This window comes from Hymenobacter sp. B81, assembly GCF_044628455.1.
Taxonomy (GTDB): domain Bacteria; phylum Bacteroidota; class Bacteroidia; order Cytophagales; family Hymenobacteraceae; genus Solirubrum.
In genome coordinates, this window is the sequence record NZ_JBIYZW010000001.1 from 2,504,286 (window position 1) to 2,528,709 (window position 24,424).

Annotated in this window: 26 protein-coding genes; 9 read left to right on the top strand and 17 right to left on the bottom strand. The window is 61.9% G+C overall.

Annotated features, from left to right (window positions below):
• Positions 1–150 precede the first annotated feature (150 nt).
• Positions 151–1,095 (bottom strand): N-acetylornithine carbamoyltransferase, encoded by a 945-nt coding sequence (locus tag ACE191_RS10955; RefSeq protein WP_400192244.1) that lies wholly within the window; start codon positions 1,093–1,095, stop codon positions 151–153.
• Positions 1,096–1,383: 288 nt separating this feature from the next.
• The gene (locus tag ACE191_RS10960) at positions 1,384–2,004 is read right to left on the bottom strand and encodes a cysteine hydrolase family protein (RefSeq protein ID WP_400192245.1); all 621 of its coding nucleotides are present in this window, start codon (positions 2,002–2,004) and stop codon (positions 1,384–1,386) included.
• 271 nt (positions 2,005–2,275) lie between these two features.
• Here ACE191_RS10960 and ACE191_RS10965 point away from each other — a divergent pair, with 271 nt between their 5' ends.
• Positions 2,276–3,739: a PLP-dependent aminotransferase family protein gene (locus ACE191_RS10965; RefSeq protein WP_400192246.1), complete on the top strand. Its 1,464-nt coding sequence runs from the start codon at positions 2,276–2,278 to the stop codon at positions 3,737–3,739.
• Here the strand turns inward: ACE191_RS10965 and ACE191_RS10970 are convergent.
• The 12 genes from ACE191_RS10970 to ACE191_RS11025 all read right to left on the bottom strand — a co-directional run bounded on the left by ACE191_RS10970 (position 3,732) and on the right by ACE191_RS11025 (position 14,971).
• Entirely contained in the window at positions 3,732–3,881 is a 150-nt protein-coding gene (locus ACE191_RS10970; RefSeq protein WP_400192247.1) for a hypothetical protein, read from the bottom strand. The genes ACE191_RS10965 and ACE191_RS10970 overlap by 8 nt on opposite strands.
• A 53-nt stretch (positions 3,882–3,934) precedes the next feature.
• Positions 3,935–4,300: a copper resistance protein NlpE N-terminal domain-containing protein gene (locus ACE191_RS10975; RefSeq protein WP_400192248.1), complete on the bottom strand. Its 366-nt coding sequence runs from the start codon at positions 4,298–4,300 to the stop codon at positions 3,935–3,937.
• A 112-nt stretch (positions 4,301–4,412) separates the two neighbouring features.
• The gene (locus tag ACE191_RS10980) at positions 4,413–4,787 is read right to left on the bottom strand and encodes a hypothetical protein (protein ID WP_400192249.1); all 375 of its coding nucleotides are present in this window, start codon (positions 4,785–4,787) and stop codon (positions 4,413–4,415) included.
• A gap of 383 nt (positions 4,788–5,170) precedes the next feature.
• Positions 5,171–8,419 (bottom strand): carbamoyl-phosphate synthase (glutamine-hydrolyzing) large subunit, encoded by a 3,249-nt coding sequence (gene carB / locus ACE191_RS10985; RefSeq protein WP_400192250.1) that lies wholly within the window; start codon positions 8,417–8,419, stop codon positions 5,171–5,173.
• A 142-nt stretch (positions 8,420–8,561) separates the two neighbouring features.
• Entirely contained in the window at positions 8,562–8,978 is a 417-nt protein-coding gene (locus tag ACE191_RS10990; protein WP_400192251.1) for an Imm50 family immunity protein, read from the bottom strand.
• A gap of 76 nt (positions 8,979–9,054) precedes the next feature.
• The gene (locus tag ACE191_RS10995; protein ID WP_400192252.1) at positions 9,055–9,438 is read right to left on the bottom strand and encodes a hypothetical protein; all 384 of its coding nucleotides are present in this window, start codon (positions 9,436–9,438) and stop codon (positions 9,055–9,057) included.
• A 4-nt stretch (positions 9,439–9,442) separates the two neighbouring features.
• Positions 9,443–10,528, bottom strand: a complete 1,086-nt coding sequence (gene carA, locus ACE191_RS11000; RefSeq protein ID WP_400192253.1) for a glutamine-hydrolyzing carbamoyl-phosphate synthase small subunit — start codon at positions 10,526–10,528, stop codon at positions 9,443–9,445.
• Between the two features lie 150 nt (positions 10,529–10,678).
• Positions 10,679–11,821, bottom strand: coding sequence for an aspartate aminotransferase family protein (locus ACE191_RS11005; protein ID WP_400192254.1), 1,143 nt, complete (start codon positions 11,819–11,821; stop codon positions 10,679–10,681).
• Between the two features lie 38 nt (positions 11,822–11,859).
• A complete protein-coding gene (locus ACE191_RS11010; RefSeq protein WP_400192255.1) occupies positions 11,860–12,216 on the bottom strand; it encodes a hypothetical protein in 357 nt (118 codons plus the stop codon).
• 21 nt (positions 12,217–12,237) lie between these two features.
• Positions 12,238–13,218, bottom strand: coding sequence for an N-acetyl-gamma-glutamyl-phosphate reductase (gene argC, locus ACE191_RS11015; protein ID WP_400192256.1), 981 nt, complete (start codon positions 13,216–13,218; stop codon positions 12,238–12,240).
• Entirely contained in the window at positions 13,208–14,395 is a 1,188-nt protein-coding gene (argG, locus tag ACE191_RS11020; RefSeq protein WP_400192257.1) for an argininosuccinate synthase, read from the bottom strand. Before argG ends, argC begins: the two co-directional genes overlap by 11 nt.
• Before the next feature lie 3 nt (positions 14,396–14,398).
• A complete protein-coding gene (locus ACE191_RS11025) occupies positions 14,399–14,971 on the bottom strand; it encodes a GNAT family N-acetyltransferase (protein ID WP_400192258.1) in 573 nt (190 codons plus the stop codon).
• Between the two features lie 661 nt (positions 14,972–15,632).
• Between ACE191_RS11025 and argB the strand changes: the two genes are divergently transcribed.
• The 3 genes from argB to argH are packed head-to-tail and all read left to right on the top strand — an operon-like array spanning position 15,633 to position 18,779.
• Complete coding sequence (gene argB / locus ACE191_RS11030; RefSeq protein ID WP_400192259.1) at positions 15,633–16,415, top strand: acetylglutamate kinase; 783 nt, start codon at positions 15,633–15,635, stop codon at positions 16,413–16,415.
• Entirely contained in the window at positions 16,403–17,470 is a 1,068-nt protein-coding gene (locus ACE191_RS11035) for a M20 family metallo-hydrolase (protein ID WP_400192260.1), read from the top strand. The genes argB and ACE191_RS11035 overlap by 13 nt, the downstream gene beginning before the upstream one ends.
• Before the next feature lie 4 nt (positions 17,471–17,474).
• Positions 17,475–18,779 carry an argininosuccinate lyase gene (gene argH / locus ACE191_RS11040; RefSeq protein WP_400192261.1) on the top strand — a complete coding sequence of 435 codons (1,305 nt, stop codon included), beginning with the start codon at positions 17,475–17,477 and terminating at the stop codon, positions 18,777–18,779.
• Between the two features lie 12 nt (positions 18,780–18,791).
• On the opposite strand, the gene ACE191_RS11045 is transcribed toward argH, so the two are convergent.
• Positions 18,792–19,391, bottom strand: a complete 600-nt coding sequence (locus tag ACE191_RS11045) for a nitroreductase (protein ID WP_400192262.1) — start codon at positions 19,389–19,391, stop codon at positions 18,792–18,794.
• A gap of 143 nt (positions 19,392–19,534) precedes the next feature.
• On the opposite strand from ACE191_RS11045, the gene ACE191_RS11050 reads away from it, so the two are divergent.
• The 3 genes from ACE191_RS11050 to ACE191_RS11060 are packed head-to-tail and all read left to right on the top strand — an operon-like array spanning position 19,535 to position 21,507.
• Complete coding sequence (locus tag ACE191_RS11050; protein ID WP_400192263.1) at positions 19,535–20,059, top strand: hypothetical protein; 525 nt, start codon at positions 19,535–19,537, stop codon at positions 20,057–20,059.
• Positions 20,060–20,063: 4 nt separating this feature from the next.
• Positions 20,064–20,816, top strand: coding sequence for an LVIVD repeat-containing protein (locus tag ACE191_RS11055; RefSeq protein WP_400192264.1), 753 nt, complete (start codon positions 20,064–20,066; stop codon positions 20,814–20,816).
• A 1-nt stretch (position 20,817) separates the two neighbouring features.
• Positions 20,818–21,507, top strand: coding sequence for a DUF3575 domain-containing protein (locus tag ACE191_RS11060; RefSeq protein ID WP_400192265.1), 690 nt, complete (start codon positions 20,818–20,820; stop codon positions 21,505–21,507).
• On the opposite strand, the gene ACE191_RS11065 is transcribed toward ACE191_RS11060, so the two are convergent.
• Positions 21,497–22,270, bottom strand: a complete 774-nt coding sequence (locus ACE191_RS11065) for a DUF72 domain-containing protein (protein ID WP_400192266.1) — start codon at positions 22,268–22,270, stop codon at positions 21,497–21,499. The genes ACE191_RS11060 and ACE191_RS11065 overlap by 11 nt on opposite strands.
• A 135-nt stretch (positions 22,271–22,405) precedes the next feature.
• On the opposite strand from ACE191_RS11065, the gene ACE191_RS11070 reads away from it, so the two are divergent.
• Positions 22,406–23,203, top strand: a complete 798-nt coding sequence (locus tag ACE191_RS11070; protein WP_400192267.1) for an SDR family NAD(P)-dependent oxidoreductase — start codon at positions 22,406–22,408, stop codon at positions 23,201–23,203.
• Positions 23,204–23,296: 93 nt separating this feature from the next.
• On the opposite strand, the gene ACE191_RS11075 is transcribed toward ACE191_RS11070, so the two are convergent.
• A complete protein-coding gene (locus ACE191_RS11075) occupies positions 23,297–23,437 on the bottom strand; it encodes a hypothetical protein (RefSeq protein WP_400192268.1) in 141 nt (46 codons plus the stop codon).
• 271 nt (positions 23,438–23,708) lie between these two features.
• On the opposite strand from ACE191_RS11075, the gene ACE191_RS11080 reads away from it, so the two are divergent.
• On the top strand, positions 23,709–24,284 hold the full coding sequence (locus tag ACE191_RS11080; protein WP_400192269.1) for a hypothetical protein: 576 nt from the start codon (positions 23,709–23,711) through the stop codon (positions 24,282–24,284).
• Positions 24,285–24,424: the final 140 nt, after the last annotated feature.

Consider the following 24,424-nt stretch of genomic DNA (forward strand, 5'->3'; position numbering starts at 1 on the left):
CTTTTTTAACTCCCCCAGGGGCACCAATCCTCCCGGCTCCTCACTACTAGCGCGGTCTGCCTTGTAGTGTCTAAATGGAGTTGAAACCAGGTGAGGCCGCCGTGATTTATGCCGACAGCATATCCCTGGCTACCAGTGTCGCTGCTTGGGCTACCGCAGCATCTCGTGCAGCACGGTTTGCATGGAGAACACGCGATTGCCGGCTTCCTGCACCACCAGGGAGTTGGGCGAGTCGAGCACCGCGTCGGCGACTTCCACGTTGCGGCGCACGGGCAGGCAGTGGATGAACTTGGCGTCGTTGGTGAGGGCCATGTGGCGGGCGTCGACCATCCAGCTCGGGTCCTGGGTGATGACCTGCCCGTAGTTCTGGTAGCTGCTCCAATTCTTGGCGTACACGTAGTCGGCGCCTTCCAGGGCCTTCTGCTGGTCGTATTCGATGCGGGCACCCTTGGTGAACTGTGGGGCCAGCTCGTAGCCCTCGGGGTGGGTGATGACAAAGTCCACCCAGTCGACTTCGGAGAACCAGTCGGCGAAGGAATTGGGCACGCACTGGGGCAGGGCGCGCACGTGCGGGGCCCAGGTCAGGACCACTTTCACGCGCTCGGTTTTCTTGGTCTCGGCCACGGTGATGAGGTCGGCGAAGCTTTGCAGCGGGTGCAGAGTGGCGCTTTCCAGGCTGATGACGGGCACGGTGGCGTGCTGCAGAATCTTGTTGAACACTACCTCGTGGTAATCCTCGTCGCGGTCCTTGAGGCCGGGGAAGGTGCGCACGCCCAGCACGTCGCAGTACTGACTCATCACGGCAATGGCTTCCTTGATGTGCTCCTGCGTGCCACCGTTCATCACCGCACCGTCGGCCATTTCCAGGGTCCAGGAGTCGGCGCCGGCATTGAGCACCCAGGCTTGCGCGCCCAGGTTGTAGGCTGCTTTAATGGAGCTGAGGCGGGTGCGCAGGCTGGGGTTGAAGAAAATCAGCCCGACGGTCTTGTTGCGGCCCAGGTGCTGGTAGCCGAAGGGGTTCTGCTTAATCTCCAGTGCCTGACGGAGCAGGGCTTTGTAATCCGGTACGTCGGCAAACGAGGTGAATTTTTTCATGGGGTGGGTTCTACGGGATTATAGAACGTCAGACCTATCTCCACTGCAAACAGGGGAGTCTGCCCGTTCAGCGTGCTGCCCAATAGCTTGCTCCATCGGGCAAGCGGACAATGAGTGGGGAGGCGAAACGCTTCGCGTGTGCGAAAGTAAGCCCTCTGCGGGTTTCCGGAGGAAAACGCGCCAGCCAACCGACCCCTCAACCTGCTACGTTCGCAGCCCGCATATGTCCTGCCCAATTGCCTTCCCACCCCCTACTTTCCACAGCGTTAACAGCAGGCTGCTTGCCCGCTATTGATTTTCCCGCAGCCCTGAATAAGCGGGCACGTTGAACTGGGCCAATGCCTGGGTCGCCGACACAACCGTCGCAAATTCGCCGTGGAGGCTGGCCAGTGCCGTCTGGTGCAAGAGCTCAGCGCCGAATTGCTCCCCGTTGATGCCTGCCTTGTTAAAGGTGGCGCAGGCATCCGCCACCAGCCAAGTATCGAAACCCAAGTTGCCGGCCATGCGCACCGTGGTGGAAACACAGTGGTCGGTGGTCAGCCCGGCGATGAACAGCGTCGTCACCCCCAGCGTGGCCAGCTGCTCGTGCAAGTCGGTGCCAATAAACGCGCTGTTGACCTGTTTGGGAATAACTTTTTCACCTCTTTGCGGCAGCACCTCGGGCTTGAAGGCGTGCCCCGGCTGGCCCGGTGCCAAGCGCGAGACGGGATTTGTGGAGCAGTGCTGCACGTGGAAAACGGGTGCCTGGTGCTGACGCCAGTAGGCCAGCAGGCGGGCGGCGTTGGCTTCGGCGGCGGGGTTATTTCGTTCCCCGCCCCAATAAGCGAGGTCATCAAAACCCCGTTGAAAATCAATCAGCACCAAAGCCGTGGTCGAGGGCAGCAGTGGGTGGGAGGGCGCAGTAGACATAGCGTAAGCGCAGCGGGTAAAAAAGGTGAAGAAGCTACCCCGTTCGGCACCCGCGGCGTCGGCACTAGCTCGGCAACGGCTTACTTTGTCGAGCCGAACAACCACTGGGCAGTGAGCCCGCTAGCACAGCTTTAACGGAGCAGGTTACTCCGCCCGCTGACGCTGCTTCGCCGGGGAATGCCCAAAACTATTGGCCTACCCGCCGGACCCGCTGGTCCGGTTGGTAGATTCTGACTAGTCCAGCTGCTGGCCGCATTAGGTTCCTCGTCTTATGCTTCCCTACCAAACGCTTATCTCGTTAACGCGCGCCTCGCCCGTCGCGCTGAGCCAGCAGATCATGGCGGCGTTCGTGCACCTCATCCAGCAGGGCCAGCTGCCTGCCAATGCTCAATTACCCGGTACCCGGACACTGGCGGCGCTGCTGGGCGTGCACCGCCAAACGGTGGTGGCTGCCTTCGAAGAACTGGCCCTGCAAGGTTGGATTGAACAAGTGCCCGCCCGGGGGGCCTTCGTCAGCGCCCGCATTCCCGAACTCCAGCCGCAGACCTTGCCCGCCGCCCCGGCCGGCGCAGCCCGGGCGGGGTTTGACTTCGCCCGGCTTCAACCGGTGGCGCCCCCGCGTGCCCTGGCTCCGTTGGTGTTGGACAGCGGCTCTCCGGACCCGCGTCTGGCGCCGCTGACGGCGCTGGCCCGCAAATACCGGGCAACGTGCCGGCGCGCTTCCAACCGGCATTTGTTTGGCTACACCCCGCCCAACGGCAACCCGGCCCTGCGTCAGCAACTAGCGCGTTACCTGCACGAAAGCCGGGGCATCAGCGCCCACCCCGAACAGCTGTTCGTCACCCGCGGCAGCATTATGGCCATGTATCTGGCCGCCCGGCTGCTGCTGCAACCGGGCAACGTAGCCCTAGTGGGCACCCGCAGCTACCCCGAGGCCGACCAGTTGTTTGCGCACCTCGGGGCCGACGTGCAGCGGGTACCGGTCGATGAGCAGGGCTTGTGCGTGGACGATATCGAAGCCGTTTGCCGCCGCCAGCCGGTGCGCTTGGTGTACGTCACCCCGCACCACCACTACCCCACCACGGTCACGCTCGCGGCCGAGCGCCGCGTGCGGTTACTGCAGCTGGCCGAACAGTACCATTTCGTGGTGCTCGAAGACGACTACGACTTTGATTTTCACTACGCCAACCGCCCCATTCTGCCCCTGGCCAGCGCCGACCGCAGCGGCCGGGTGCTCTACGTCGGCTCGCTCAGCAAGGCGCTCAGCCCAGCGTTTCGGGTCGGCTACCTCGTGGGCCCGCCCGAGTTTGTCGCCCAGCTGGGGCACTTGCGCTTCCTGATCGACCACCAGGGCGACAACATCCTGGAGCAGTGCCTGGCCGAACTGTTTGCGGAAGGCGACATGCGCGCGCATTTTAAGCGCGCCCGCCAGGCCTACCAACAACGCCGAGACGTGTTTTGCCAGCTGCTGCGCACCCACCTGGCCGAGTGGTTTACCTTTCAGGAACCCGCTGGTGGCCTGGCCGTCTGGGGCCGCTTCGCCCCGGCAGTAGACTTACCCCGTTTATCAGCGGCCTGCCACCGGGCGGGCTTGGGCATTAGCGATGGGCGCCGCTACCAAATGCCAACCGAAACGCGCCGTTCGCATCTACGCCTGGGATTTGCCGCACTGGCCCCACACGAACTCACCCAAAGCGTGGAAATATTGCACCAGAACCTGCGCGCTTTTACTTGAGTGGGCCTTGGCAAAAAATCAGCCCGGCGGTCTTGTTGCGGCCCAGGTGCTGGTAGCCGAAGGGGTTCTGCTTAATCTCCAGCGCCTGTTGCAGCAGGGCTTTGTAATCCGGTACGTCGGCGAACGAGGTGAATTTTTTCATGGGGGTGTAGCGCGAAGTTTCGCTTCGCGTTCCGTTACAAAAGTTGGAAAAGGCTACTTTGAAGGACGTTGTAGGCGAAGAGTATAGTAACGTCTGTAGAAGTCGTAGTCCTTGATAGAATCTTCCTTTGAATAGAGCTTAAGCGTATCGCCTGTCATTCTGAAAAACTCTTTATGAAAGAACCCTTTCTTTTTTCGTCGTGAATTCAACACCAAGTAATTACCTCTTCGCTGCCAAGTTCCCTTATCCTTCGACACTCCCTTGCTGTGATGATACCAGGAAGAGTAGGCAAAGGTCGAATCAGGGTTAAGTATGAGTGTGATTCCGGAATAGCCCCAGCGGCCCCCTTTATAAACCTGAACAGTTGGTTCAGTCAGCAGAATTATTGTAGTTAATAAGGGCCAAATGAGCAGTTTCATACAAATATTGGTCAGACTGTGTAAAGGCCAAAGCAAGGCCTTCATGCTGAGTTTGCTGGAGCATCATTGCTGACCGATTAGTCGATCGGAAGTGCAAGGGTTTTGGGAGTTATTAGACCTGTTTACTCTGAAAAGGGTACTGGTCGTCCAGATTATCAATCACGAAACAGACTGCCGCTTCTGGCGTCTCGAAAAACCATTTACCAGTGTTGTCATAGGTGGAAATGACGTAGCGGCTGTCGTAAAAGTATAAACACAAGAAATCGTCGGCTTTTCCGTGTTCATATGCATCATAACGCTCTAAACACAGTCGGCCCAGACTAATGCAAGGCAAAAGCTGCCGCAGGCTTTCCGATGCGCGGCAGAGTTCCAGCATTTCAATAGTCTTATCAGTATGAAAATGCGGAGGGAACTCAGTTAAGCGTTTCCGAATACGCTCCCACTTGTCGTGCTTTCCTAGCGGCTTATTTGAGTGCCTGTTGTCCATACCTCAAGAGTAAGCATATTCAACGAAGCGGTAGAGATGCTTCGACAAGCTCAGCATGACGTTCTGGTTTCATTGCTACAGCATTGATGCCGGGCGACAAAGCACGCGAGATGCTTCGGCTGCGCTCAGCAGGACGTTCTTCATCCCATCGGCGCAACGGTTTCCGGGGCCGGGGAAGCCCCCCGAGGTCAGCTACAATGGTTTCCGAGCTCTGGAACTTCCCCGGTGAATGAAAACCATTGTAGCCGGCCTCTGGAACTTCTCCAGCCTCCTCCTACAATGATTTTCGAGCTCTGGAACTTCTCCAGCGGGCAAAAACCATTGCAGCCAGGCGCTGGAACTTCCCCCGAGGCCGAAAACCATTGTAGCCGGACTTGTAGCACCTAGGCCAGCACCGGCGCGGCGTCGGCCTTGAACTCCTTCCAGCTCTTGATGCTCAAATCTTCCAGCTTCAGAGTGCAGAAGGCGTGGATGAAGGCTTTGGCCAAGCGGGCGTTGGTGATGAGCGGGATGTTGAAGTCGACGGCGGTGCGGCGGATGTTGTAGTCGTTGTCCAGCTCGCCCTTGGTCAGGTTCTTCGGGATGTTGATGACCAGGTCGATTTTCCGCTCGCGCAGGTAAGTCAGGGCGTTGGGCTCCTGGGCCTCGTCGGGCCAGTAGACCAACCCACTGGGCACGCCGTTTTCGGCGAAGAAGCGGTGCGTGCCCTGGGTGGCGTAGATGGTGTAGCCGGAGCTGACCAGCTGCTGCGCGGCTTCCAGCAGCGCCACCTTGGAAGTGATGGGGCCGCTGGAAATCAGCACCGTCTTTTCGGGAATGCGGTAGCCCACCGACAGCAGCGACTTCAGCAGGGCTTCCTCGGCCGTGTCGCCCAGGCAGCCCACTTCGCCGGTGCTCGTCATGTCGACGCGCAGCACCGGGTCGGCGCCCTGCAGGCGGGTAAAGGAGAACTGCGAGGCTTTCACGCCCACGAAGGGCAAATCGTACACCAGCTCACTCGCGTCGCGCTCCACGGGGAGGCCCAGCAGCACCCGGGTGGCCTTCTTGATCAGGTTGTGGCCCGATACTTTGCTCACGAACGGGAAGCTACGTGAGGCGCGCAGGTTGCACTCGATGACGCGGATTTCGCCGTTTTTCTCCAGGAACTGGATGTTGAACGGCCCGCTGATTTCGAAGCGCCGGGCAATCTTCTCGGCAATGACCTTGAGCTTGCGCACCGTGCCCACGTACACCTTCTGCGGCGGGTAGTACATCGTCGCATCACCCGAGTGCACACCGGCAAACTCTACGTGCTCCGAAATGGCGTACGACACGATTTCGCCCCGGTCGGCCACGGCGTCGAGCTCGATTTCCTTGGCTTCCTGGATGAACTCGGACACCACCACCGGGTACTCGGCGCTGACGGCGGCGGCCAGCTTCAGGTATTCCTCCAGCTCCTGCGGGTTCGACACCACGTTCATGGCCGCACCCGACAGCACGTAGCTCGGGCGGATGAGCACCGGGAAGTTCACCTGCTTCACGAAGTCGTAGATAGCCTCCATCGTGGTCAGCTCGCTCCAGCGCGGCTGGGCAATGCCCAGCTCGTCCATGATGCTGCTGAACTTGTGGCGGTTTTCGGCCTCGTCGATGCGGGCGGCGGCCGTGCCCAGAATGGGCGCGCCGGCCTCTTCCAGGCGGGTGGCCAGGTTGTTGGGAATCTGCCCGCCGGTGCTCAGAATCACGCCCTGCGGCGCCTCGAAGTCCAGGATGTCCATCACCCGCTCGTAGCTCAATTCCTCGAAGTACAGGCGGTCCGACACGTCGTAGTCGGTTGAGACGGTTTCGGGGTTGTAGTTGATGATGATGGACTTGTAGCCCTCCTCGTTCACCGTCTGGGCCGCATTCACGCCGCACCAGTCAAACTCCACCGACGAGCCGATGCGGTACACGCCCGAGCCCAGCACCACCACCGACTTCTCGGTTTCCGGCGCCAGGTCGTTTTCGGTGCCGTGGTAGGTGGTGTAGAGGTAGTTGGTCTGGGCCGGGAATTCGGCCGCCAATGTGTCGATCTGCTTGATGACGGGCAGCACGCCCAGGGCCTTGCGCTGGGCGCGCACGCGCAGCTCATCGGCTTTCACATCGCCCGCGCCCAGCAGCTGCACGGCAATCTGCTGGTCGGAGAAACCGGCCTTCTTTGCCTCGCGCAGCAGCTCGGTATCGAGGGCTTCCACGCCATTACCGCGCTTCTCGCGCAGCTGCTGGCCCAGCTGGAAGATGTGGTAGAGGCGCTGCAAAAACCAGTGGTCGATGCGCGTCAGCTCGTGCACCTTGTCCAGGGTGTAGCCGGCCTCGAAAGCCTCGTTGATGGCGAAGATGCGCTCCTCGTTCGGCTCGCTCAGCAGCTGGTCGATGGTCTGGTTATCGAGCTGCTCGGGCGCGTTGCCCACGAAGCCGCGCTTGCCGGTATCCAGCATGCGCAGGCCCTTCTGAATGGCCTCCTCGAACGATTTGCCGATGCTCATCACCTCGCCCACGCTCTTCATGGCCGAGCCGATCTGCCGGTTGACGCCCGCAAACTTGCCCAAGTCCCAGCGCGGCAGCTTGCACACCACGTAGTCCAGGGCCGGCTCGAAAAAGGCCGAGGTGGTCTGCGTCACGCTGTTTTTCAGCTCGGCCAGCGAGTAGCCCAGGCTGAGCTTGGCGGCCACGAAAGCCAGCGGGTAGCCGGTGGCCTTGGAAGCCAGGGCCGAGGAGCGCGACAAGCGGGCATTCACCTCAATCACGCGGTACTCTTCGGAGTGCGGGTCGAGGGCGTACTGAATGTTGCACTCGCCCACGATGCCCAGGTGGCGGATGGTCTTGATGCCGATTGAGCGCAGCTTGTGGTACTCACGGTTGCTCAGGGTCTGCGACGGGGCCACCACGATGCTCTCCCCGGTGTGAATACCGATGGGGTCGAAGTTCTCCATGTTGCAGACGGTGATGCAGTTGTCGAACTGGTCGCGCACCACCTCGTACTCCACCTCTTTCCAGCCTTTCAAGGACTCTTCCACCAGAATCTGGTCGGAGGTCGAGAAGGATTTCTGGGCCAGGGTGCGCAGCTCCTCCATGTTGTTGGCGAAGCCGCTGCCCAGGCCGCCCAGCGCAAAGGCGGCGCGCACGATGATGGGGAAACCAATCCGCTCCGCCGCGGCCAAGGCGTCCTCCATCGTCGTCACGGCTTCGCTACGGGCCGTGAGCACGCCGATCTGGTCGAGCTTTTCCTTGAAGATGTCGCGGTCCTCGGTGTCGATGATGCTCTGCACGGGCGTGCCGAGCACGCGCACGTTGTACTTCTCGAACACGCCGGCGCGGTACAGGGCCACGGCGCAGTTCAGGGCCGTCTGGCCACCAAAGGCCACCAGAATGCCGTCGGGCTGCTCCTTCTTGATGACCTGCTCCACGAAGTAGGGCGTCACGGGCAGGAAGTACACATCGTCGGCAATGTCGTCCGACGTCTGCACGGTGGCAATGTTGGGGTTGATGAGGATGGTGCGGATGCCTTCCTCTTTCAGCGCCTTGAGGGCCTGCGAACCGGAGTAATCGAACTCACCGGCCTCCCCGATTTTGAGGGCGCCGGAACCGAGGATGAGGACTTTCTGCGGTTTTTCCATCTATCGTGTGCGGTGGTGGGAGCTGGGCTCCCGGCTAGCCTGGCAACTGCCGGCGTGAGGGTTTGTGTTGGTTAGAACGACGTCGTTAGAGCGTCATGCTGAGCGGAGTCGAAGCATCTCTACCGCTTCGTTGGGCAGTCAACTAAGCTTGTTCTTTTTGGTAGCCTGATATGTTATCGACATGTATCCAAGTAGCCGTTGCTTGAAAAACGACTCCTTGCGGCTGGGTGGTGAACGTTACCTGAAAGCGTGTGCCATCATGAATGATACTCAAGTCTCCTATGCCGCTTCCGCTAGGAATAGTACACCGGACTAGCTCGGTTCGAATCAGGTTCAAGCTTAGTTGAACCGTATTGTATTTCCGCTGTACCCATTTGATGGGGGCATCAGTTGGAAAATCCTTCAAATCAAAGTGGAGCTTACATTGTAGGTCACCGCCACAAACAATAGACACCCCAGACAGCTGCACTTGCGCCAACGATGGCGGCTCCGTCGAGTAAATACTTGTTATTGTTTTGGGATTTACAAGGTGCTCAATCCACATCGAAGCAGTGCTCATCAGGTTTAGCGGCTACAAAGAGCTAACGAAGTGGTAGTGATGCTTCGACTGCGCACAGCATGACGTGCTATAGTGCTTACCATTCCGTGATTTTGTAAGAGCTTACAACTGAATCCGGGCCTAATGTCAGGTCGAGCGTTTTGCCGTGAACTGGGTCGATATCCGACTCAAAACCTTCAAAAATCAGGTATTGAACTATGCTGTCATCTCCCTGACCATAGTTGCTAGGCTCGCCAATCGAATCAATAAGTTGCTTGTAGGTCAGCCCCTTTAGTTGATGATGCTCGACCAAGTCTCTGAGCATCCTGTCTCGGTAAGGATAGGTGCCCTCACCGTCATTATACTTCGTCCAACTCTCTTTATCGAACTGCAGCTCAGGCGGCGTTTCGGGAGTGTAAGTGGCGACTATCAGCACGGAACCGACAATTGCTACCAACGCCAATGACTTGGTCGTAATCAAGGCGCTAAGCATTTGACGCCTGCTTATACTTCTCTACCTCCTCCAAAAACTGGTCAAACAGAAACTCCGTGTCCTGGGGGCCGCCGGCGGCTTCGGGGTGAAACTGGGTGGAGAAGAAGGGTTTGGTTTTGTGCTTGATGCCTTCGCAGGTGCCATCGTTCAGGTTCTCGAACAGCATGTCCCACTCGGCGGGCAGCGTGGCGGTGTCCACCGCGAAGCCGTGGTTCTGGCTGGTGATGTAGCTGCGCTGGGTGCCGGTGAGCTTGACGGGCTGGTTGTGGCTGCGGTGGCCGTACTTGAGCTTGAAGGTGTCGCCGCCGGCCGCGAGGCCCATGAGCTGGGAGCCCAGGCAGATGCCGAAGATGGGCTTGTCCTGCTGCAGCGCCTTTTGCAGGTGCTCGATGGTGGGCACGCACATTTTCGGGTCGCCGGGGCCGTTGCTCAGGAACAGGCCGTCGTAGTCGAGCTGATTGAAGTCGTAGTCCCAGGGCACGCGGATCAGCTCCACGTCGCGCTCCAGGAAGCAGCGGATGATGTTGGTCTTGGTGCCGCAGTCCACCAGCACGATTTTGTTTTTGCCGGTGCCGTAGTGCTGCACGCCGTCGGGGCTCACCTGGGCCACCAGGTTGTCCTGGTTGGGGTCGTGCAGGGGCACGTCCTGTTGGGCCACGATTTTGCCGAGCATGGCGCCCTTCTCGCGCAGCTTCTTGGTGAGCATGCGCGTGTCGACGCCGAAGATGCCGGGGATGTTGTACTCGGCCAGCCACTCGCCCAGGCTCTTGGCGGCGTGCCAGTGGCTGTGCTCCTCGGAGTAGTAGTTGACCACCAGCCCGGCTACGTGAATCTTGTCCGACTCGAAAATCCGGGAAATCGACTCGTACAGCTCCTCGCCCGGCACGCCGTAGTTGCCCACGATGGGGTAGGTCAGCACCAGAATCTGCCCGGCGAAGGACGGGTCGGTGAGGTTTTCGGGGTAGCCGGTCATGGCCGTACTGAACACCACTTCGCCCGCGGCCGAGGTGAAGGCGCCGAAAGATTGGCCCTGGATTTCGGTGCCGTCTTCCAGGACGAGTTTTACTTGCTTGGTCAACGTGGAAAGGAATGTAGAGACGCATATTTGCGCCTCAATCGTTGCTGATGCTGTTGGGAGCCGCGTCGTCGCGGCCGTGATAAGTCGTTCAACGCGGACCGTTCAACGAAGAGACGCAACCGCCGGAAGGCGCTAGCCAAGTATGCGTCTCTACGCCGTTCGGGCTTCGGCCGGAATCAGGACGTACAACGCTTGCAGAAACTGGTCTACCTCCGCCCGCTTGATGTTCAGCGGTGGCAGCAGGCGCAGCACCCCAGGGTCGGAGGCGTTGCCCACGAAGATGTGGTAGTTCGTCAGCAGCTGGTCGCGCAGGTCCTTGATGGGGAAGTCGTACTTGATGCCCACCATCAGGCCGCGGCCGCGCACTTCCCGGGCACCGGCGTGGGCCAGTAATTCGGTGCGCAGGTACTCGCCCATGTCGGCGGCGTGGGTTAGCAGGTTTTCCTGCTCGATGACTTCCAGCACGGCCAGCGCGGCGGCGCAGGCCAGGTGGTTGCCGCCGAAGGTGGTGCCTAGCAGCCCGTACGAGGCCTTAAAATCCGGCCCGATCAGGATGCCGCCGATGGGAAAGCCGTTGCCCATGCCCTTGGCCACCGAAATGATGCCCGGCCGCACGCCGGCGTGCTGGTGCGCAAAGAACCTGCCGCTGCGCCCGTAGCCGCTCTGCACCTCGTCGGCGATGAGCACCGCACCGTACTGCCGGCACAGCTGCTCCAGCCCCTGTAGAAACTCATCCGAGGGCATGATGATGCCGCCCACGCCCTGAATCGGCTCGATGATGACCGCGCAGGTCTGCCCGCCTTGCAGCACGCGCTCCACGTCCGCGAGGTCGTAGGGCAGGAAGCTGATCTGGTGCCCGGCGTTGAAGGGGGCCACGATTTTGGCGTTATCGGTGGCCGCTACCGCGCCCGAGGTGCGCCCGTGAAATGCGCCTTTGAACGCAATAACGTGGCTTTTGCCGGTGTGAAACGAGGCCAGCTTCAGCGCATTCTCGTTGGCTTCGGCGCCCGAGTTGCACAAAAACAGCGCGTAGTCCGCGTAGCCCGACACCTCGCCCAGCTTCCGGGCCAGCTCGCGCTGAATCGGAATGTGCACCGAGTTGGAGTAGAAGCCGATCTGCTGCAGCTGCTCGGTAATGCGCCGCAGGTAGTGCGGGTGGCTGTGGCCGATGCTGATGACCGCGTGGCCGCCGTAGAAGTCGAGGTACTGCGCGCCCTTATCGTCCCAGAGCTGCGCCCCGAGGGCGCGCACCGGCGTGATGTCGTTGAGCGGATAAACGTTGAAAAGCTCCATGTCTTTTTCGTTACTGCAAAAGCTGTCGGTTCGAAACGTTAGCCTAACCCTATTTCCAAATCATCCGGAATATTATCCGGGTTTAAACCATTGTAAAACTTCGCATTGATGATAATGCCACACATTGCGTCGTAGCTCTGAAATAGAGTTGTCTGGTCCTCCGACTCTATATCCATGTGAATTCCTTTTTCCGCTACTTCCTCTTCCTCAGCTTTTTGAATGACGGCACTTCTGTTTTCATCCGTAATTCTTACCTGCCAGTCACCGGAATTATCGAAGAGAAGGTCACCAAAAGCTGTTTTGATGCTGGCCCAAGAGTCACTGGAGATATGCCAGACAGACCCCGATGGAACGCAGCGAAGCACCTCGGCTAAAAGACGGATTTCGCTAGACATGATTCGCGGCTTGGTGTTTCACTAGAACAGCACCGATTTCAGGTGAAGGCCCGTCGTTTCGGGCAGGCCGAAGAGCAGGTTCATGTTCTGGATGGCCTGGCCGGAAGCGCCCTTTACCAGGTTGTCGATAACCGAGGTGATGAGCAGCTGCTTGCCCAGTTTCTGCACGTGCAGCAGGCACTTGTTGGTGTTGACCACCTGCTTCAGGTGCACTTCCGCGTCCGACACGGCGGTAAACGCGGCGTCGGCGTAGAACTCCTTGTAAAGAGCTCGTGCCTCGTCCTGCGTCAAATCCGACGGCGTGTAGACCGTGGCGAAGATGCCGCGGGTGAAGTTGCCGCGGTACGGGATGAAGTGCATTTCGCTCTCCAGCTCCGGCTGCAGCTGCGCCAGGCTCTCCCCTATCTCGCCCAAATGCTGGTGCGTGAAGGGTTTGTAGATGGACACGTTGTTGCTGCGCCACGAGAAATGCACCGTTTCCGACAAGCTCTGCCCCGCGCCCGTCGAGCCGGTAATGGCCGAAACGTGCACGTCGTCGGTGAGCTTGCCGGCCTGGGCCAGCGGCAGCAGCGCCAGCTGAATGGCTGTGGCAAAGCAGCCGGGGTTGGCAATGCTCTGCGCTTGCTGAATGCGCATCCGGTTCAGCTCCGGCAGCCCGTACACGAACTCGCGGTCCTGAAACTCGCGGTCGGCGCTCAGGCGGAAGTCGTTGCTGAGGTCAATGACGTGGGTGGTTTCCGGCAGCGAGTTTTTCTCCAGAAACGCGCGGGAGTTGCCGTGGCCCAGGCAGAGGAATACCACGTCTTCGTCGCCGGCCAGCTCGGCGGCAAACCGCAAGTCCGTTTCGCCTATCAAATCGTCGTGCACCTGGTACACTGGCTTGTCCGCGCTCGACGAGGAGACCATGGCGCCCAGCTCCACGAACTCGTGGCGGAGCAGAATGCGAATCAGTTCGCCCGCCGTGTAGCCGGCCCCGCCGACGATGCCAACCTTAATTTTCATCGTTGAAGGAAGAGTGAATGCGCAGCTGGTTGCTGAAAATCTTGATAAAGCCCTTCGCGTCGCGCGAATCCCAGGCGTTGTTCTCTTCGCCGTAGGTGGCCACCTTCGACTGCATCATGTCGAACTTGGACTCGATGCCCAGTAGCTCGAATTGGTAGGGTTTCAGCGCCAAGTACACCGTGCCCGACACCCGCTCTTGCGACGACTCCAGGAAGGCTTCCATGTCGCGCATCACCGGGTCGAGGTACTGCGCCTCGTGCAGCAGCGTGCCGTACCAGTTGGCGATGTAGTCCTTGTGCAGCAGCTGCCAGCGCGACGAAACGTGTTTTTCGAGCAGGTGGTGGCCCTTGATGAGAATCAGCGGCGCCGGCGCCTCGAAGCCCACGCGGCCCTTGATGCCCAGGATGGTGTCGCCCACGTGGGTGTCGCGGCCGATGGCGTACTGCCCGGCCAGCTCGTTGAGCGCCACGATGAGGTCCACCGGCCGCATCTGCTCGCCGTTCAGCGCTACCGGCTCCCCTTTCTCGAAGGTGATGCTGATTTCCTGCGGCTCCTGCTTGCTCAGCTGCGTCGGCCAGGCCGACTCGGGCAGGCCCTGCCGCGAGGTCAGCGTCTCGACGCCGCCTACGCTGGTGCCCCAGATGCCCTTGTTGATGGAGTACTTGGCTTTTTCCCAGCTCATCTCCACGCCGTTGGCCTGCAGGTAGTCGATTTCCTGCTGGCGCGACAGGCCCAGGTCGCGGATGGGCGTGATGATTTCGGTGTTCGGCGAAATCACCGAGAAAGCCACGTCGAAGCGCACCTGGTCGTTGCCGGCGCCGGTGCTGCCGTGGGCAATGTAGTCGGCCTGGTTTTCGCGGGCGTACTCGGCCAGCGCCAGCGACTGAAACATCCGCTCCGCACTGACGCTCAGCGGGTAGGTGTCGTTTTTCAGCACATTCCCCGCCAGCAGGTAGCGCAGGCACTGCTGGTAGAACCGCTCTGTCACGTCAATCACCTCGTGGCGCTTGGAGCCCATTTCGTAGGCGCGCTTTTCAATGCCGGCCAGCTCCTCCGGCGAGAAGCCGCCCGAGTTGACGATGACCGTGTGGACTTCCAGGCCCAGCTCCTTGGTCAGGTACACGACGCAGTAGGACGTATCCAGGCCGCCGCTGTAGGCGAGAACTACCTTTTTCATTTATTACCGTTGGGGTTGTTCGATGAAGTCGATGGACGACTGGCTGAATTGGTCGTCGAGCTTGTCGTAGACCATGCCGGTGCACAGGCACATTTTGCGCTGGTTTTCCTGCAGGATGGGGTAGTTCTTGCAGGCCGAGCAGCCCTTCCAGAAGTCGTCCGACTGGGTCAGTTCGGGAAACGTGACGGGGCGGTAGCCCAGCTCGGTGTTGATTTTCATGACCGCCGCCGAGGTGGTAATGCCGAAAATCTTGGCCTGCGGGTACTTGGTGCGTGACAGCTCAAACACGCGGTGCTTGATGGCGCGCCCCAGCCCTTCCTTGCGCAGCTCGGTGTTCACAATCAGCCCGGAGTTGACCACGAACTTGGCGTCTTCGAAGGTTTCGATGTAGCAGAAACCCGCCAGCTGCCCGTCGATGAAGGCGATGATGGCGTCACTCCGCTCCATCTTCTTTTTCAGGTAGTTAGGGTCGCGCTTGGCAATACCCACCCCGCGCTGCCGGGCCGATTCCTCGTACCATTGACAAAGCGTGTCCACGTACTGCGCGTCGGCAGCCTCAGCAACTCGTAAAATCATCGGGAAGGAGACAATGGTGCCGGCCCCACAAGGGGCGCGGCAGAAAGTCAGGACTCAGGAAAAAACAGCAGATGTACGCTTCAGGTACGCGGCGCTACGAGCCCCGATGGGCGGTAGCAACGACCAGCCCGCTTCTAGGTGAGCGGCCGGTATCCGGGAAGGGTGCCAGGGAAAGTTGGCGGGGCGGGCAAGGCTTGCAAAAGCCTTGCTCAGGCGGGGCGCTTGCGTCTACCCACCATCAGTACATGGACCGCGTCCTACACTCGTGTCAGTCAGTTGTTCGTCGGTTAGCTCTTCTTGTGTCCGCTGCTGGCAGCGGGTCCGCCGGTTTCAAAAACGCACGCGGGGGTCGGCACGCCAGCTCTAGGCTGGCATAATTCGCACGATCAGGTTTGATCGTCGCTGGTGCGCAAGAGAAGAGAAACGAATCATTGACGGGCTTCAATGCCGCTAAGCGGCCAGAGGCAATTTCTGCGGCTTAAACTGAGGTGTGCCGCGAAATCGTTGCAAAACTAGAGGTTTTTTTTCGGAAACTTTGCGGCCCCGGCCGGCCCATTTCCGCGTATGAACCGCGTCTGGCGGGCCGCTGAAACGCGTAGTTGATTGGATTTCGGCCTGATACGTTCGCCGGAAAGCCGCTTTTTTTCGTGCTGATTTTTTGATGAGGGAAGGCCTGAAAGTATTCAAGATTGGCGGTGGCATCCTCGACGACGAGGCCCAGCTGCGCCGCTTCGCCGCCGAGTTCAGTTGCGTGCCGGGCCGCAAGATCCTGGTACACGGCGGCGGCAAGGGCGCCAGCCAGATGCTGCAGGAGCTGGGCATTGCGCCCCAGATGGTGCAGGGCCGCCGCGTCACCGACGCGGCCACGCTCGACGTGGTGACCATGTTCTACGCTGGCAAAACCAACAAGCAGCTGGTGGCTTTGCTGCAGGCCGGCGGCACCAACGCCCTGGGCCTCTCCGGCGCCGACGGCAACGTGATTCGGGCCGAGCGGCGGCCGGTGCGGGAAATCGACTACGGCTTCGTGGGCGACCTGGCCGCAGACAGCGTCGACACCGACCTGCTGCACACGCTGCTGACGGCCGGCCTCACGCCCGTGCTCTGCGCCATCACCCACGACGGCCGGGGCCAGCTGCTGAACACCAACGCCGACACCATTGCCAGCACGGTAGCCCAGGCGCTGGCCGCCCGCTACGCCGTGGAGCTGCACTTCTGCTTTGAGAAAGACGGCGTGCTGGCCGACGTCAACGACGCAGGCTCGGTGATTCCGCGCATCGCGCCCGCCCAGTACCAGCAGCTCAAGGCCGCGGGAGCTATTGCCGCCGGCATGATTCCCAAGCTCGACAACGCCTTCGCCGCCCTCGAGGCGGGCGTAGAGCAGGTCGTCATCGAGCACGCGCTGAAAATCAACGAGCCCGTCAAGACCGTGCTATGCCGGAGCTGAGCGCCCTCACCGACGCGACCACCGCGCTACTTATTGAGCTGATTCGCACGCCCTCGTTTTCGCGGGAAGAAGGCCCCACGGCCGATTTGCTGGTGGACTTCCTGCGCCGCCACGGCGCCGCGCCGCAGCGCGCGGGTCACAACGTGTGGGCCCGGAACCGGCACTTCGACCCGGCCAAGCCCACCATCCTGCTCAACTCCCACCACGACACGGTGAAGCCCGGCGCCTCCTGGACCTACGACCCGTTTGGGGCGGTGCTGGTGGGCGAGCAACTGATTGGGTTGGGCAGCAACGACGCGGGTGCTTCGGCGGTGAGTTTGCTGGCCACGTTTCTGCACTTTCAGGAGCGCGCCGATCTGGCCTTCAACCTGATTTGCGCCATTACGGCCGAGGAGGAAATTTCCGGCACCGGCGGCATCCGCAGCATCCTGCCGCAGCTGGGCCGCCTCGACCTGGGCATTGTGGGCGAGCCGACGCAGATGCAGCTGGCCGTGGCCGAAAAGGGCTTGGTGGTGCTCGACTGCGTGGCCCACGGCCGCAGCGGCCACGCCGCCCGCGACGAAGGCGAAAACGCGCTTTACAAAGCTGTGGATGATATCAGCTGGCTGCGCAGCTACCAGTTTCCGGAAACCTCGCCCCTGCTGGGTCCGGTGAAGATGACCGTGACGCAGGTGCAGGCCGGCTCGCAGCACAACGTGGTACCCGACCGTTGCAGCTTCGTGGTGGACGTGCGCACCAACGAGTGCTACTCCAACGAGCAGGTAGTGGCTACGCTGCGCCAGCATATGCAGTCCGAGGTCACGCCGCGCTCCACCCACCTCAACTCCTCGGGCATTGCGCCGCAGCACCCGCTGGTGCAGCGCGCACTGGCACTGGGCCGCCAAACCTTCGGCTCAGCCACCCTGTCCGACCAGGCAGTGCTGCCCTTTGCCACCGTAAAAATCGGCCCCGGCGACTCGGCCCGCTCGCACACGCCCGACGAGTACATCCTGCTCAGCGAACTGCGCGCGGGCATCGAGGGCTACATCAACCTACTGGAAGGCTTTAGCTTCTGACAATATGAAAATCTGGGACAAAGGCATTGCCGTCGACAAGAAGATTGAGCAGTTCACCGTGGGCCGCGACCGGGAGCTGGATTTGTACCTGGCCCGCTTCGACGTGCAGGCCTCGCGGGCGCAGGCCAACATGCTGGCCCAGGCCGGGCTGATTTCCGCAGCCGAAAACGCGCAGCTACAGCAGGGCCTGGGCGAGCTGGCCGCGCAGATCGAGGCCGGCACGTTCCGCATCGAGGAGAGCTTCGAGGACGTGCACTCCAAAATCGAGTCCTACCTGACCGAAACGTTTGGCGACGCAGGCAAGAAGATTCATACCGCCCGCTCGCGCAACGACCAGGTGCTCACCGCCATTCAGCTGTTTCTGAAGGACTACACCCGGCAGGCCGCGGGACTGATGCTGGAGCTGGTGCGCGTGCTGCTGCGCAAGGCCGAGCAGCACCAGGCCGACCTGATGCCCGGCTACACGCACTTTCAGGCGGCCATGCCCAGCTCGTTCGGGCTGTGGTTTTCGGCCTACGCCGAGCACCTGCTGCTCGACCTGGCCTTGTTTGAGGCCGCCCACACCGTGGCCGACCAGAACCCGCTGGGCTCGGGCGCGGGCTTTGGCAGCTCGTTCCCCATCGACCGGGAAATGACGACCCGCGAAATGGGCTTCGGCAGTCTGGCCGTGAGCAGCGTGGGCGCGCAGATGCTACGCGGCAAAACCGAGAAAACCCTGGCCTTTGCCCTGGCCGGCGTGGCCGGCACGCTTTCAAAAATGGCCTACGACCTGGTGCTCTACAACTCCCAGGACCTGGCTTTTGTGGAGCTGCCAGCGGCCTTTACCACCGGCTCCAGCATCATGCCCCACAAGAAAAACCCCGACGTGTTTGAGCTGATCCGGGCCCGCTGCAACGCCCTGCAGGCCCTGCCCAACACCCTGATGCTGGCCACCAGCAACCTGCCCAGCGGCTACCACCGCGACTTTCAGATTCTGAAGGAAATTCTGTTCGAGCCCATGCAGCAGCTGCTGGGTATTCTGGACATGCTGCTGTTTGCTTTGCCCGAGCTGAAAATCAAGCCCGACCTGCTCAACCAGGCCAAGTACGAAGGCGTGTTCTCGGTGGAAAACATCAACCAGCTGATTCAGGCCGGCGTGCCCTTCCGCGAGGCCTACGTGCAGGTGGGCCAGGCCGTGGAAGCCGGCCGCTACGTGCCGCAGAAAACCTTCCGCACCACCCACCTGGGCAGCATTCACAACCTGGGCCTGGCCGAAATCGACGCCAAAGTGCAGCAGCTCATCCACACCAGCCGGGTGCTGCAGCCCTAGTCCGGCGGCCGGCTACTCCGTCACCCAGCTCACTTTTTCCTCCACGGGCCGGCGGATGTTGCGGCCGGGCTCCTGCTGCACGTAGCCCAGCGAGAAAAAGCCCAGCAGCCGGTCGTGCAGGCCCAGGCCGAAAAAGGGCTTGGCGGCTTCCAGGTAGGTGATGCCGCCGCTGGCCCAGTAGCCCCCCAGCCCGTAGGCCGTGGCCGTGAGGTGCAGGTTCTGCACGGCGCAGGCCACGGCTTCGATTTCCTCGACTTCGGGCACTTCGGGGTGGCGCTTCAGGCCGATGGCAATGACGTGGGAGCACAGCATAGGCCCGTCCTTGAGCTTGCGGTATTTCTTTTCGTCGGCCCGCTCGCCCAGGTGCTCCAGGTAGAGCGCGGCCTGAAAGTCGGCCAGTCTCCGCAGCCCCGCCCCGCTGAACACCACGAAGCGCCAGGGCTCGGTGCGCTTGTGCGTGGGCGCCCAGTTGGCGTTTTCCAGCATCTGCCGCACAATGCTGTCGGGCACCGGCTGGCCGGGCACAAACTGCGGTGGGTGAATGCTGCGCCGGGCGCGCACCAGGCGGTTGAACTGCTCGGGGTCGAAGGGAAGCGGGTCGGCAGGAGTCATGGCGGGCAGAAAAAGGCGGCGAATGGGGCTAAGGTACGCCCCCGGCCCGGCTGGCGGGCACCGAAAACTTTCCGGCTTTGGTGCAACCCCGGGCCGGGCCGGCGGCTCCCCCATACAAATTACCCGCTTTTTTGCCTGCTGCTATGCTAAAACGTTACGCGCTGCTGCTTTCCGCCGGCCTGCTGAGCCTGGGCTTGTCGGGCTGCTGGATTCAAATTGACGAGGGAGAACCCCTGCCGCCCCGCTACCGGCCCATCCTCATGTCGCGGGCCTCGCTGGAGCAGGCCGTGACCCTGCAGCCGGCCCGCGCGCTGCACAACACCGGCAAAATCTACCTCCAGGGCCGCTACCTGTTCATCAACGAGCGGTACGAGGGCCTGCACATCATCGACAACCAGGATCCGAGCCAGCCGCGCAACGTGGGTTTTGTGCGCATTCCCGGCAACCTCGACGTGTCGATGCGCGGCGGGCTGCTCTACGCCGACAATGCCGTGGACCTGGTGACCCTGGACGTGAGCGACCCGGCGCAGGTGCGCGTGCGCAGCCGGGTGCGCGGGGCCTTTCCCGAGCTGGCCCCGCCCGAGCCCACCAACCTCGAGCCCGAGTTCATGCCCGAAAACCGCCCCGCCGACGCCGTAGTCGTGGGCTGGCAAGCCATCAACCAGTAGCCTCATGTCTGTTTCCGCCATTCTGCGCGCCTGCGCGCTGCTGCTGACCCTGGCCACGCTGCCGGGCTGCGACAACGCCGACTCGGCCAGCCCCCGCATGGGCGCCGACAACGGCAAGGCCGGCTCCATGGCCCGCTTCGCCGTGCTGGGCAACACCCTCTACACCGTCGACGGCCAAAGCCTGCGCGTGTTCGACCTGAGCAACCCGGCCGCTCCCGTACCCGCGGGCCAGACGCCGCTGGGTGTGGGCATCGAAACCATTTTCCCGCAGGCGCCCTACCTGTTCATCGGCACCCAGATGGGCATGTTCGTGTTCGACGCCTCCAACCCGCTGCAGCCCCGGCAGCTGAGCTTTTACCGGCACGCCGTGAGCTGCGACCCGGTGGTGGTCGACGGCCGCTACGCCTACCTGACCTTGCGCGAGGGCCGCACCTGCGGCGGCGGCATCAACCAGCTGCAGGTTATCGACCTGCAGGACCTGAACGCCCCGCGCCTGGCCCAGAGCTACCCCATGACCAAGCCCTACGGCCTGGGCACCGAAGACCAGTCGCTGTTTGTGTGCGACGACGGCCTGAAGGTGTTCGACACCCGCCTCAGCCCCACGCTCACCCAAACCGAGCACCACGCCATCGAGGCCTACGACGTAATTCCCGATCAAGGCCGTTTATTTGTCATCGGGCCCGGAGGCCTGTACCAATACCAGCACAGCGGCGGCCGCCTCACCCGGCTGAGCGTGCTGCCCATCACGCCGCGCTAGCATGAGAATACCGCTACCCCAACCCGGCACGCTGGCCGCCGGCCTGCTGCTGACCTGCAGCCTGGGGGCCCGGGCGCAGCAGCGGCCCCCGGCTCCGGCCGCCACCCAGTCTGCCCGCACGGTTATTCTCAAGTCCAGCGCCCTGCAGCTGCTGGCCCGGGGCTACCACCTCGAAGTTGAAAAAGCGTTGCGCCCCCACCAAAGCCTGGGGCTCACGGCCCAGCTTTACCGCGGCACGGTGCTCGAAATTACGGCCAGCAGCACCCGGCGCGACAACGAGCAGGTGCGCGGCTACGGCGCCGAACTGCTGCACCGCGTGTACCTGAGCCCCGGCCTGCCGCCGCTCACCGGCTTCTACCTGGGCTACGGCCCGCACTTCCAGCGCTTCGACCTCGCGTTCCGGCAAAACGGCTGGCAGGAGCAGCTGGGTGAAGATGGCCTGCTCTACTACCAGTACGGCCCGGTTGACTACACCGAAACCATTCACCGCTACGGCGCCACGGCCGTAGCCGGCTTCCAGGATTTGCTCGAAGGCACCCGCATCAGCCTCGACTTGTACGTGGGCGTGGGCTACCGCCGCAGCGACTTCCGCTCCAAGCTTGCCGAAAGCCACTACCGCTCCGGTTTGCTCGACTACGGCCACCGCGGCTTCTACCTGCCCGCCGGCTTCAAAATCGGCTTCATGCTGTAGGCGTTTCGGCCGGAGCAACTGAGTCGGCTGACATCAGCAGTTGCTGCAGGCGCCGGGCATTGAGCACGCCCGCGCCGCCAATGCCGTTGTTGAAGTACACGTATACCTCGCGCACCAGCCGCGCCGCCCGGATTTCGCCGGCCAGCCGCTGTAGAAAGGCCTCGTCGTAGGCCGACTTGTAAAGCTCGGGCACGCCGTGCAGGCGGTAGTACAGCCGGGGCGTGTTCACCACTACTTCGTCGGGCAGGGGCAAGGGGTGGCTTTGGCCGCAGAAGGTGATGTGGTGGCGCGTGAGCTCGCGCAGCACTTCCCCATCCCACCAGCTGGGGTGCCGGAACTCCACCACGTTGGCGAAGGCCGGGTCGAGCTGCTCGATCAGGCGGCCCAGCAGCTCGTCGGTATAGGCGGCCTTGGGCGGTAGCTGAAACAGCACCGGCCCCAGCTTGTCGCGCAGCCCTTCCTGCACCGCCCCGTAGAAATCGGCTAGCAGCGGCGCGGCCGCGGGCCCGAACTTCTTGTAGTGCGTGACCTGGCGCGGGGCCTTCACGGCGAAGCGGTAGTCGGCCGGGCTTTGCTCGTACCAGCTCTGAAAGGTTTCGGGTTCGGGCTGGCGGTAGAAGGTCACGTTCAGCTCCAGGGTGTTGAACTGGCCGGTGTAGTACTGAAACCAGCGCCGCGGCGGCACCTCGGGCGGGTAGAACACGCCGCGCCAGTCGCGGTAGTGAAAGCCGGAGCAGCCGATGTAGTAGCGGGGAGTGGGCATGGGCAGAGAAGCTGACGCCGGGCTGTACGCAAGTCCGGCCGGGGTGGCCAGCTGGTGGGGCACTGGGCTCGGCCCCGCAACCCTTTGAGCCGGGCGGCGGTATTCTGAACCCAGCAACCCAAACCCTACCCAATCATGCCCAACAACCAAACCGCCCTGATTACCGGTGCCTCCAGCGGCATCGGCTTCGAGCTGGCCCGCTGCTTTGCCCGCGACGGCTACCACCTGGTGCTGGCCGCCCGCGACGAGGCCGGCCTGCAGGAAGCCGCCAACAAACTCAAAGCTGAATTTTCGGGCCTGCAGACCACCGTGGTGGCCGCCGACCTGAGCACCCACGAAGGCCCCCAACAGCTTTACGACGCCACCAAGGCCCGGGGCCTGCAGATCGACGTGCTGGTGAACGACGCCGGCTTCGGCGAGGCCGGGCTGTTCGTGGAAACCGACCTGCAGAAGGAAATCGGCATCGTGCACGTCAACGTAATGTCGCTGATGGTGCTGACCAAGCTGTTTTTGCGCGATATGGTAGCCCGCGACGCCGGCAAAATCCTGCAGGTGGGCTCGGTGGTGTCGTTTCTGCCCAACCCGCGCCAAGCCGTGTACGCCGCCTCCAAGGCCTTCGTGCTCAGCTTTAGCGAGGCCCTGCAGCAGGAGCTGAAAGAGCAGAAGTCCGGCGTTACCATCACCATTCTGTGCCCACCGGCTACCGAAACCAATTTCTTCAAGGTGGCCGGGGCCGAAAACACCAAGGTCGGGCAGAGCGACAAGGCTACGCCCGAGGAAGTGGCCCGGGGCGGCTACGAGGCGCTGCTAAAGGGCGAGGCCCGCTCGCTGCCCACCTTCGGCGCCAAGCTCAACTTCGCCTCCAGCGCGCTGTTCCCCGATTCGCTGCTGGCGCTGATGATGCAAAGCCAGATGCAGGAAGAAAAGAAGTAGCCGATTTCCCGCTACGCACCGACGCCCGGCTACCGCTGAACTGCGGTGGCCGGGCGTCGGTGTTTTGGGGCGGCGCGGGCGGCTGCGGCGGGGTCAGTTGCCGGAGGTGATGCCCGTCAGGTGCAGCACCCAGCCCAGTAGGTAAAACAGCACCAGCATCATCAGCGGCAGCCACCAGGGCATGCGGTCCAGGCGGTTGCTCCAGCCTTGCTGTCTTCTTTCGTGTGTTGCCATGGCAGTACCCAACATTAAAAGCGTTGTCACCATAAGTTATCATTATTTATATAAATAAAAATATATAATCCTCGCCTTTTTCCCGGCGTATCACATTGGCTCTAGGCACAGCAATAAGCTTTTTGCGGGCTTACGCCCCGCTGAGCCGGGTTCTGCCGATTTATCCCAGCTCAACCGCAACCCGGTGGTTTTGAATGCAGTAAACTTAAGCTCGCCCCAGCCACTGCCGCGCCCGGGCCGCCTCTGTCACCGTTTACCTCACTTGTCCCCCATGGAAAACATGCGCACGCTTACTGCCGACACCGAGGCAGCCCTGTGGAACCAGCTGACCACCGACCTACACGAGAACGACGCCCTGCTCGACTACGCGGTGCGCCTCGACCAGGGGGGCCACACCATCTTCCTGGCCATCGACATCGACCTGGGCGGCGGCTTCGAGGGCGGCTTCGAAAGCACTACCCTGCTGGCCCCGCTGGCCCACGACTGCGCGCTGCGCTTCAGCATTCACGAGCAGAACTGGATGAACGAGCTGGGCAAGCTGCTGGGCCTCGAAGACATTGAGCTGGGTTACCCCGCAGTCGACGACGCCTTCATCATCAAAACCAACGACCCCGACGCCCTGCGCGCCGTGCTGGCCGACGAGGCCATCCGCGCCCTGCTGCTGCGGCACCGTGACTTCCGCCTGACGCTGGGCCCCAACAACGACACCCTCGACGGCGACATCTGCTTGGCCTTCACCAAGGACGAAGCCCTGACCGACCCCGAGCAGCTGCGGGAGGCTTACCAGTTGGTGTACTCGCTGCTGCAGGCCATCGGCCAGCCCGCCCGCGCCGGCCAGCTCGCCTAGCGCCAGCTACCGGGTATTCCCAGAAGCCGCCGCCGGGCGGCTTTTGGTGTTTTTGCGCCGTTGCACCGAAGCTCCCGCGCCTGCCGGCCGGTTTTATTGCCGGGGGAAAGCCTCTACTTTTGGGCTCATTCCCCGCTTCC

Coding starts and splice junctions, on each gene's coding strand:
- ACE191_RS10955 (WP_400192244.1), bottom strand. CDS start 1,095: ATGAAAAAATTCACCTCGTTTGCCGACGTACCGGATTACAAAGCCCTG.
- ACE191_RS11065 (WP_400192266.1), bottom strand. CDS start 22,270: ATGCCCACTCCCCGCTACTACATCGGCTGCTCCGGCTTTCACTACCGC.
- ACE191_RS10965 (WP_400192246.1), top strand. CDS start 2,276: ATGCTTCCCTACCAAACGCTTATCTCGTTAACGCGCGCCTCGCCCGTC.
- argH (WP_400192261.1), top strand. CDS start 17,475: ATGAAAATCTGGGACAAAGGCATTGCCGTCGACAAGAAGATTGAGCAG.
- ACE191_RS11080 (WP_400192269.1), top strand. CDS start 23,709: ATGGAAAACATGCGCACGCTTACTGCCGACACCGAGGCAGCCCTGTGG.
- ACE191_RS11050 (WP_400192263.1), top strand. CDS start 19,535: ATGCTAAAACGTTACGCGCTGCTGCTTTCCGCCGGCCTGCTGAGCCTG.
- ACE191_RS11070 (WP_400192267.1), top strand. CDS start 22,406: ATGCCCAACAACCAAACCGCCCTGATTACCGGTGCCTCCAGCGGCATC.
- argB (WP_400192259.1), top strand. CDS start 15,633: ATGAGGGAAGGCCTGAAAGTATTCAAGATTGGCGGTGGCATCCTCGAC.
- ACE191_RS11060 (WP_400192265.1), top strand. CDS start 20,818: ATGAGAATACCGCTACCCCAACCCGGCACGCTGGCCGCCGGCCTGCTG.
- ACE191_RS11045 (WP_400192262.1), bottom strand. CDS start 19,391: ATGACTCCTGCCGACCCGCTTCCCTTCGACCCCGAGCAGTTCAACCGC.
- ACE191_RS10960 (WP_400192245.1), bottom strand. CDS start 2,004: ATGTCTACTGCGCCCTCCCACCCACTGCTGCCCTCGACCACGGCTTTG.
- carB (WP_400192250.1), bottom strand. CDS start 8,419: ATGGAAAAACCGCAGAAAGTCCTCATCCTCGGTTCCGGCGCCCTCAAA.
- argC (WP_400192256.1), bottom strand. CDS start 13,218: ATGAAAATTAAGGTTGGCATCGTCGGCGGGGCCGGCTACACGGCGGGC.
- argG (WP_400192257.1), bottom strand. CDS start 14,395: ATGAAAAAGGTAGTTCTCGCCTACAGCGGCGGCCTGGATACGTCCTAC.
- ACE191_RS10975 (WP_400192248.1), bottom strand. CDS start 4,300: ATGAAACTGCTCATTTGGCCCTTATTAACTACAATAATTCTGCTGACT.
- ACE191_RS10970 (WP_400192247.1), bottom strand. CDS start 3,881: ATGAAAAAATTCACCTCGTTCGCCGACGTACCGGATTACAAAGCCCTG.
- ACE191_RS11075 (WP_400192268.1), bottom strand. CDS start 23,437: ATGGCAACACACGAAAGAAGACAGCAAGGCTGGAGCAACCGCCTGGAC.
- ACE191_RS11005 (WP_400192254.1), bottom strand. CDS start 11,821: ATGGAGCTTTTCAACGTTTATCCGCTCAACGACATCACGCCGGTGCGC.
- ACE191_RS10980 (WP_400192249.1), bottom strand. CDS start 4,787: ATGGACAACAGGCACTCAAATAAGCCGCTAGGAAAGCACGACAAGTGG.
- ACE191_RS11035 (WP_400192260.1), top strand. CDS start 16,403: ATGCCGGAGCTGAGCGCCCTCACCGACGCGACCACCGCGCTACTTATT.
- ACE191_RS11055 (WP_400192264.1), top strand. CDS start 20,064: ATGTCTGTTTCCGCCATTCTGCGCGCCTGCGCGCTGCTGCTGACCCTG.
- ACE191_RS11010 (WP_400192255.1), bottom strand. CDS start 12,216: ATGTCTAGCGAAATCCGTCTTTTAGCCGAGGTGCTTCGCTGCGTTCCA.
- ACE191_RS10990 (WP_400192251.1), bottom strand. CDS start 8,978: ATGAGCACTGCTTCGATGTGGATTGAGCACCTTGTAAATCCCAAAACA.
- ACE191_RS11025 (WP_400192258.1), bottom strand. CDS start 14,971: ATGATTTTACGAGTTGCTGAGGCTGCCGACGCGCAGTACGTGGACACG.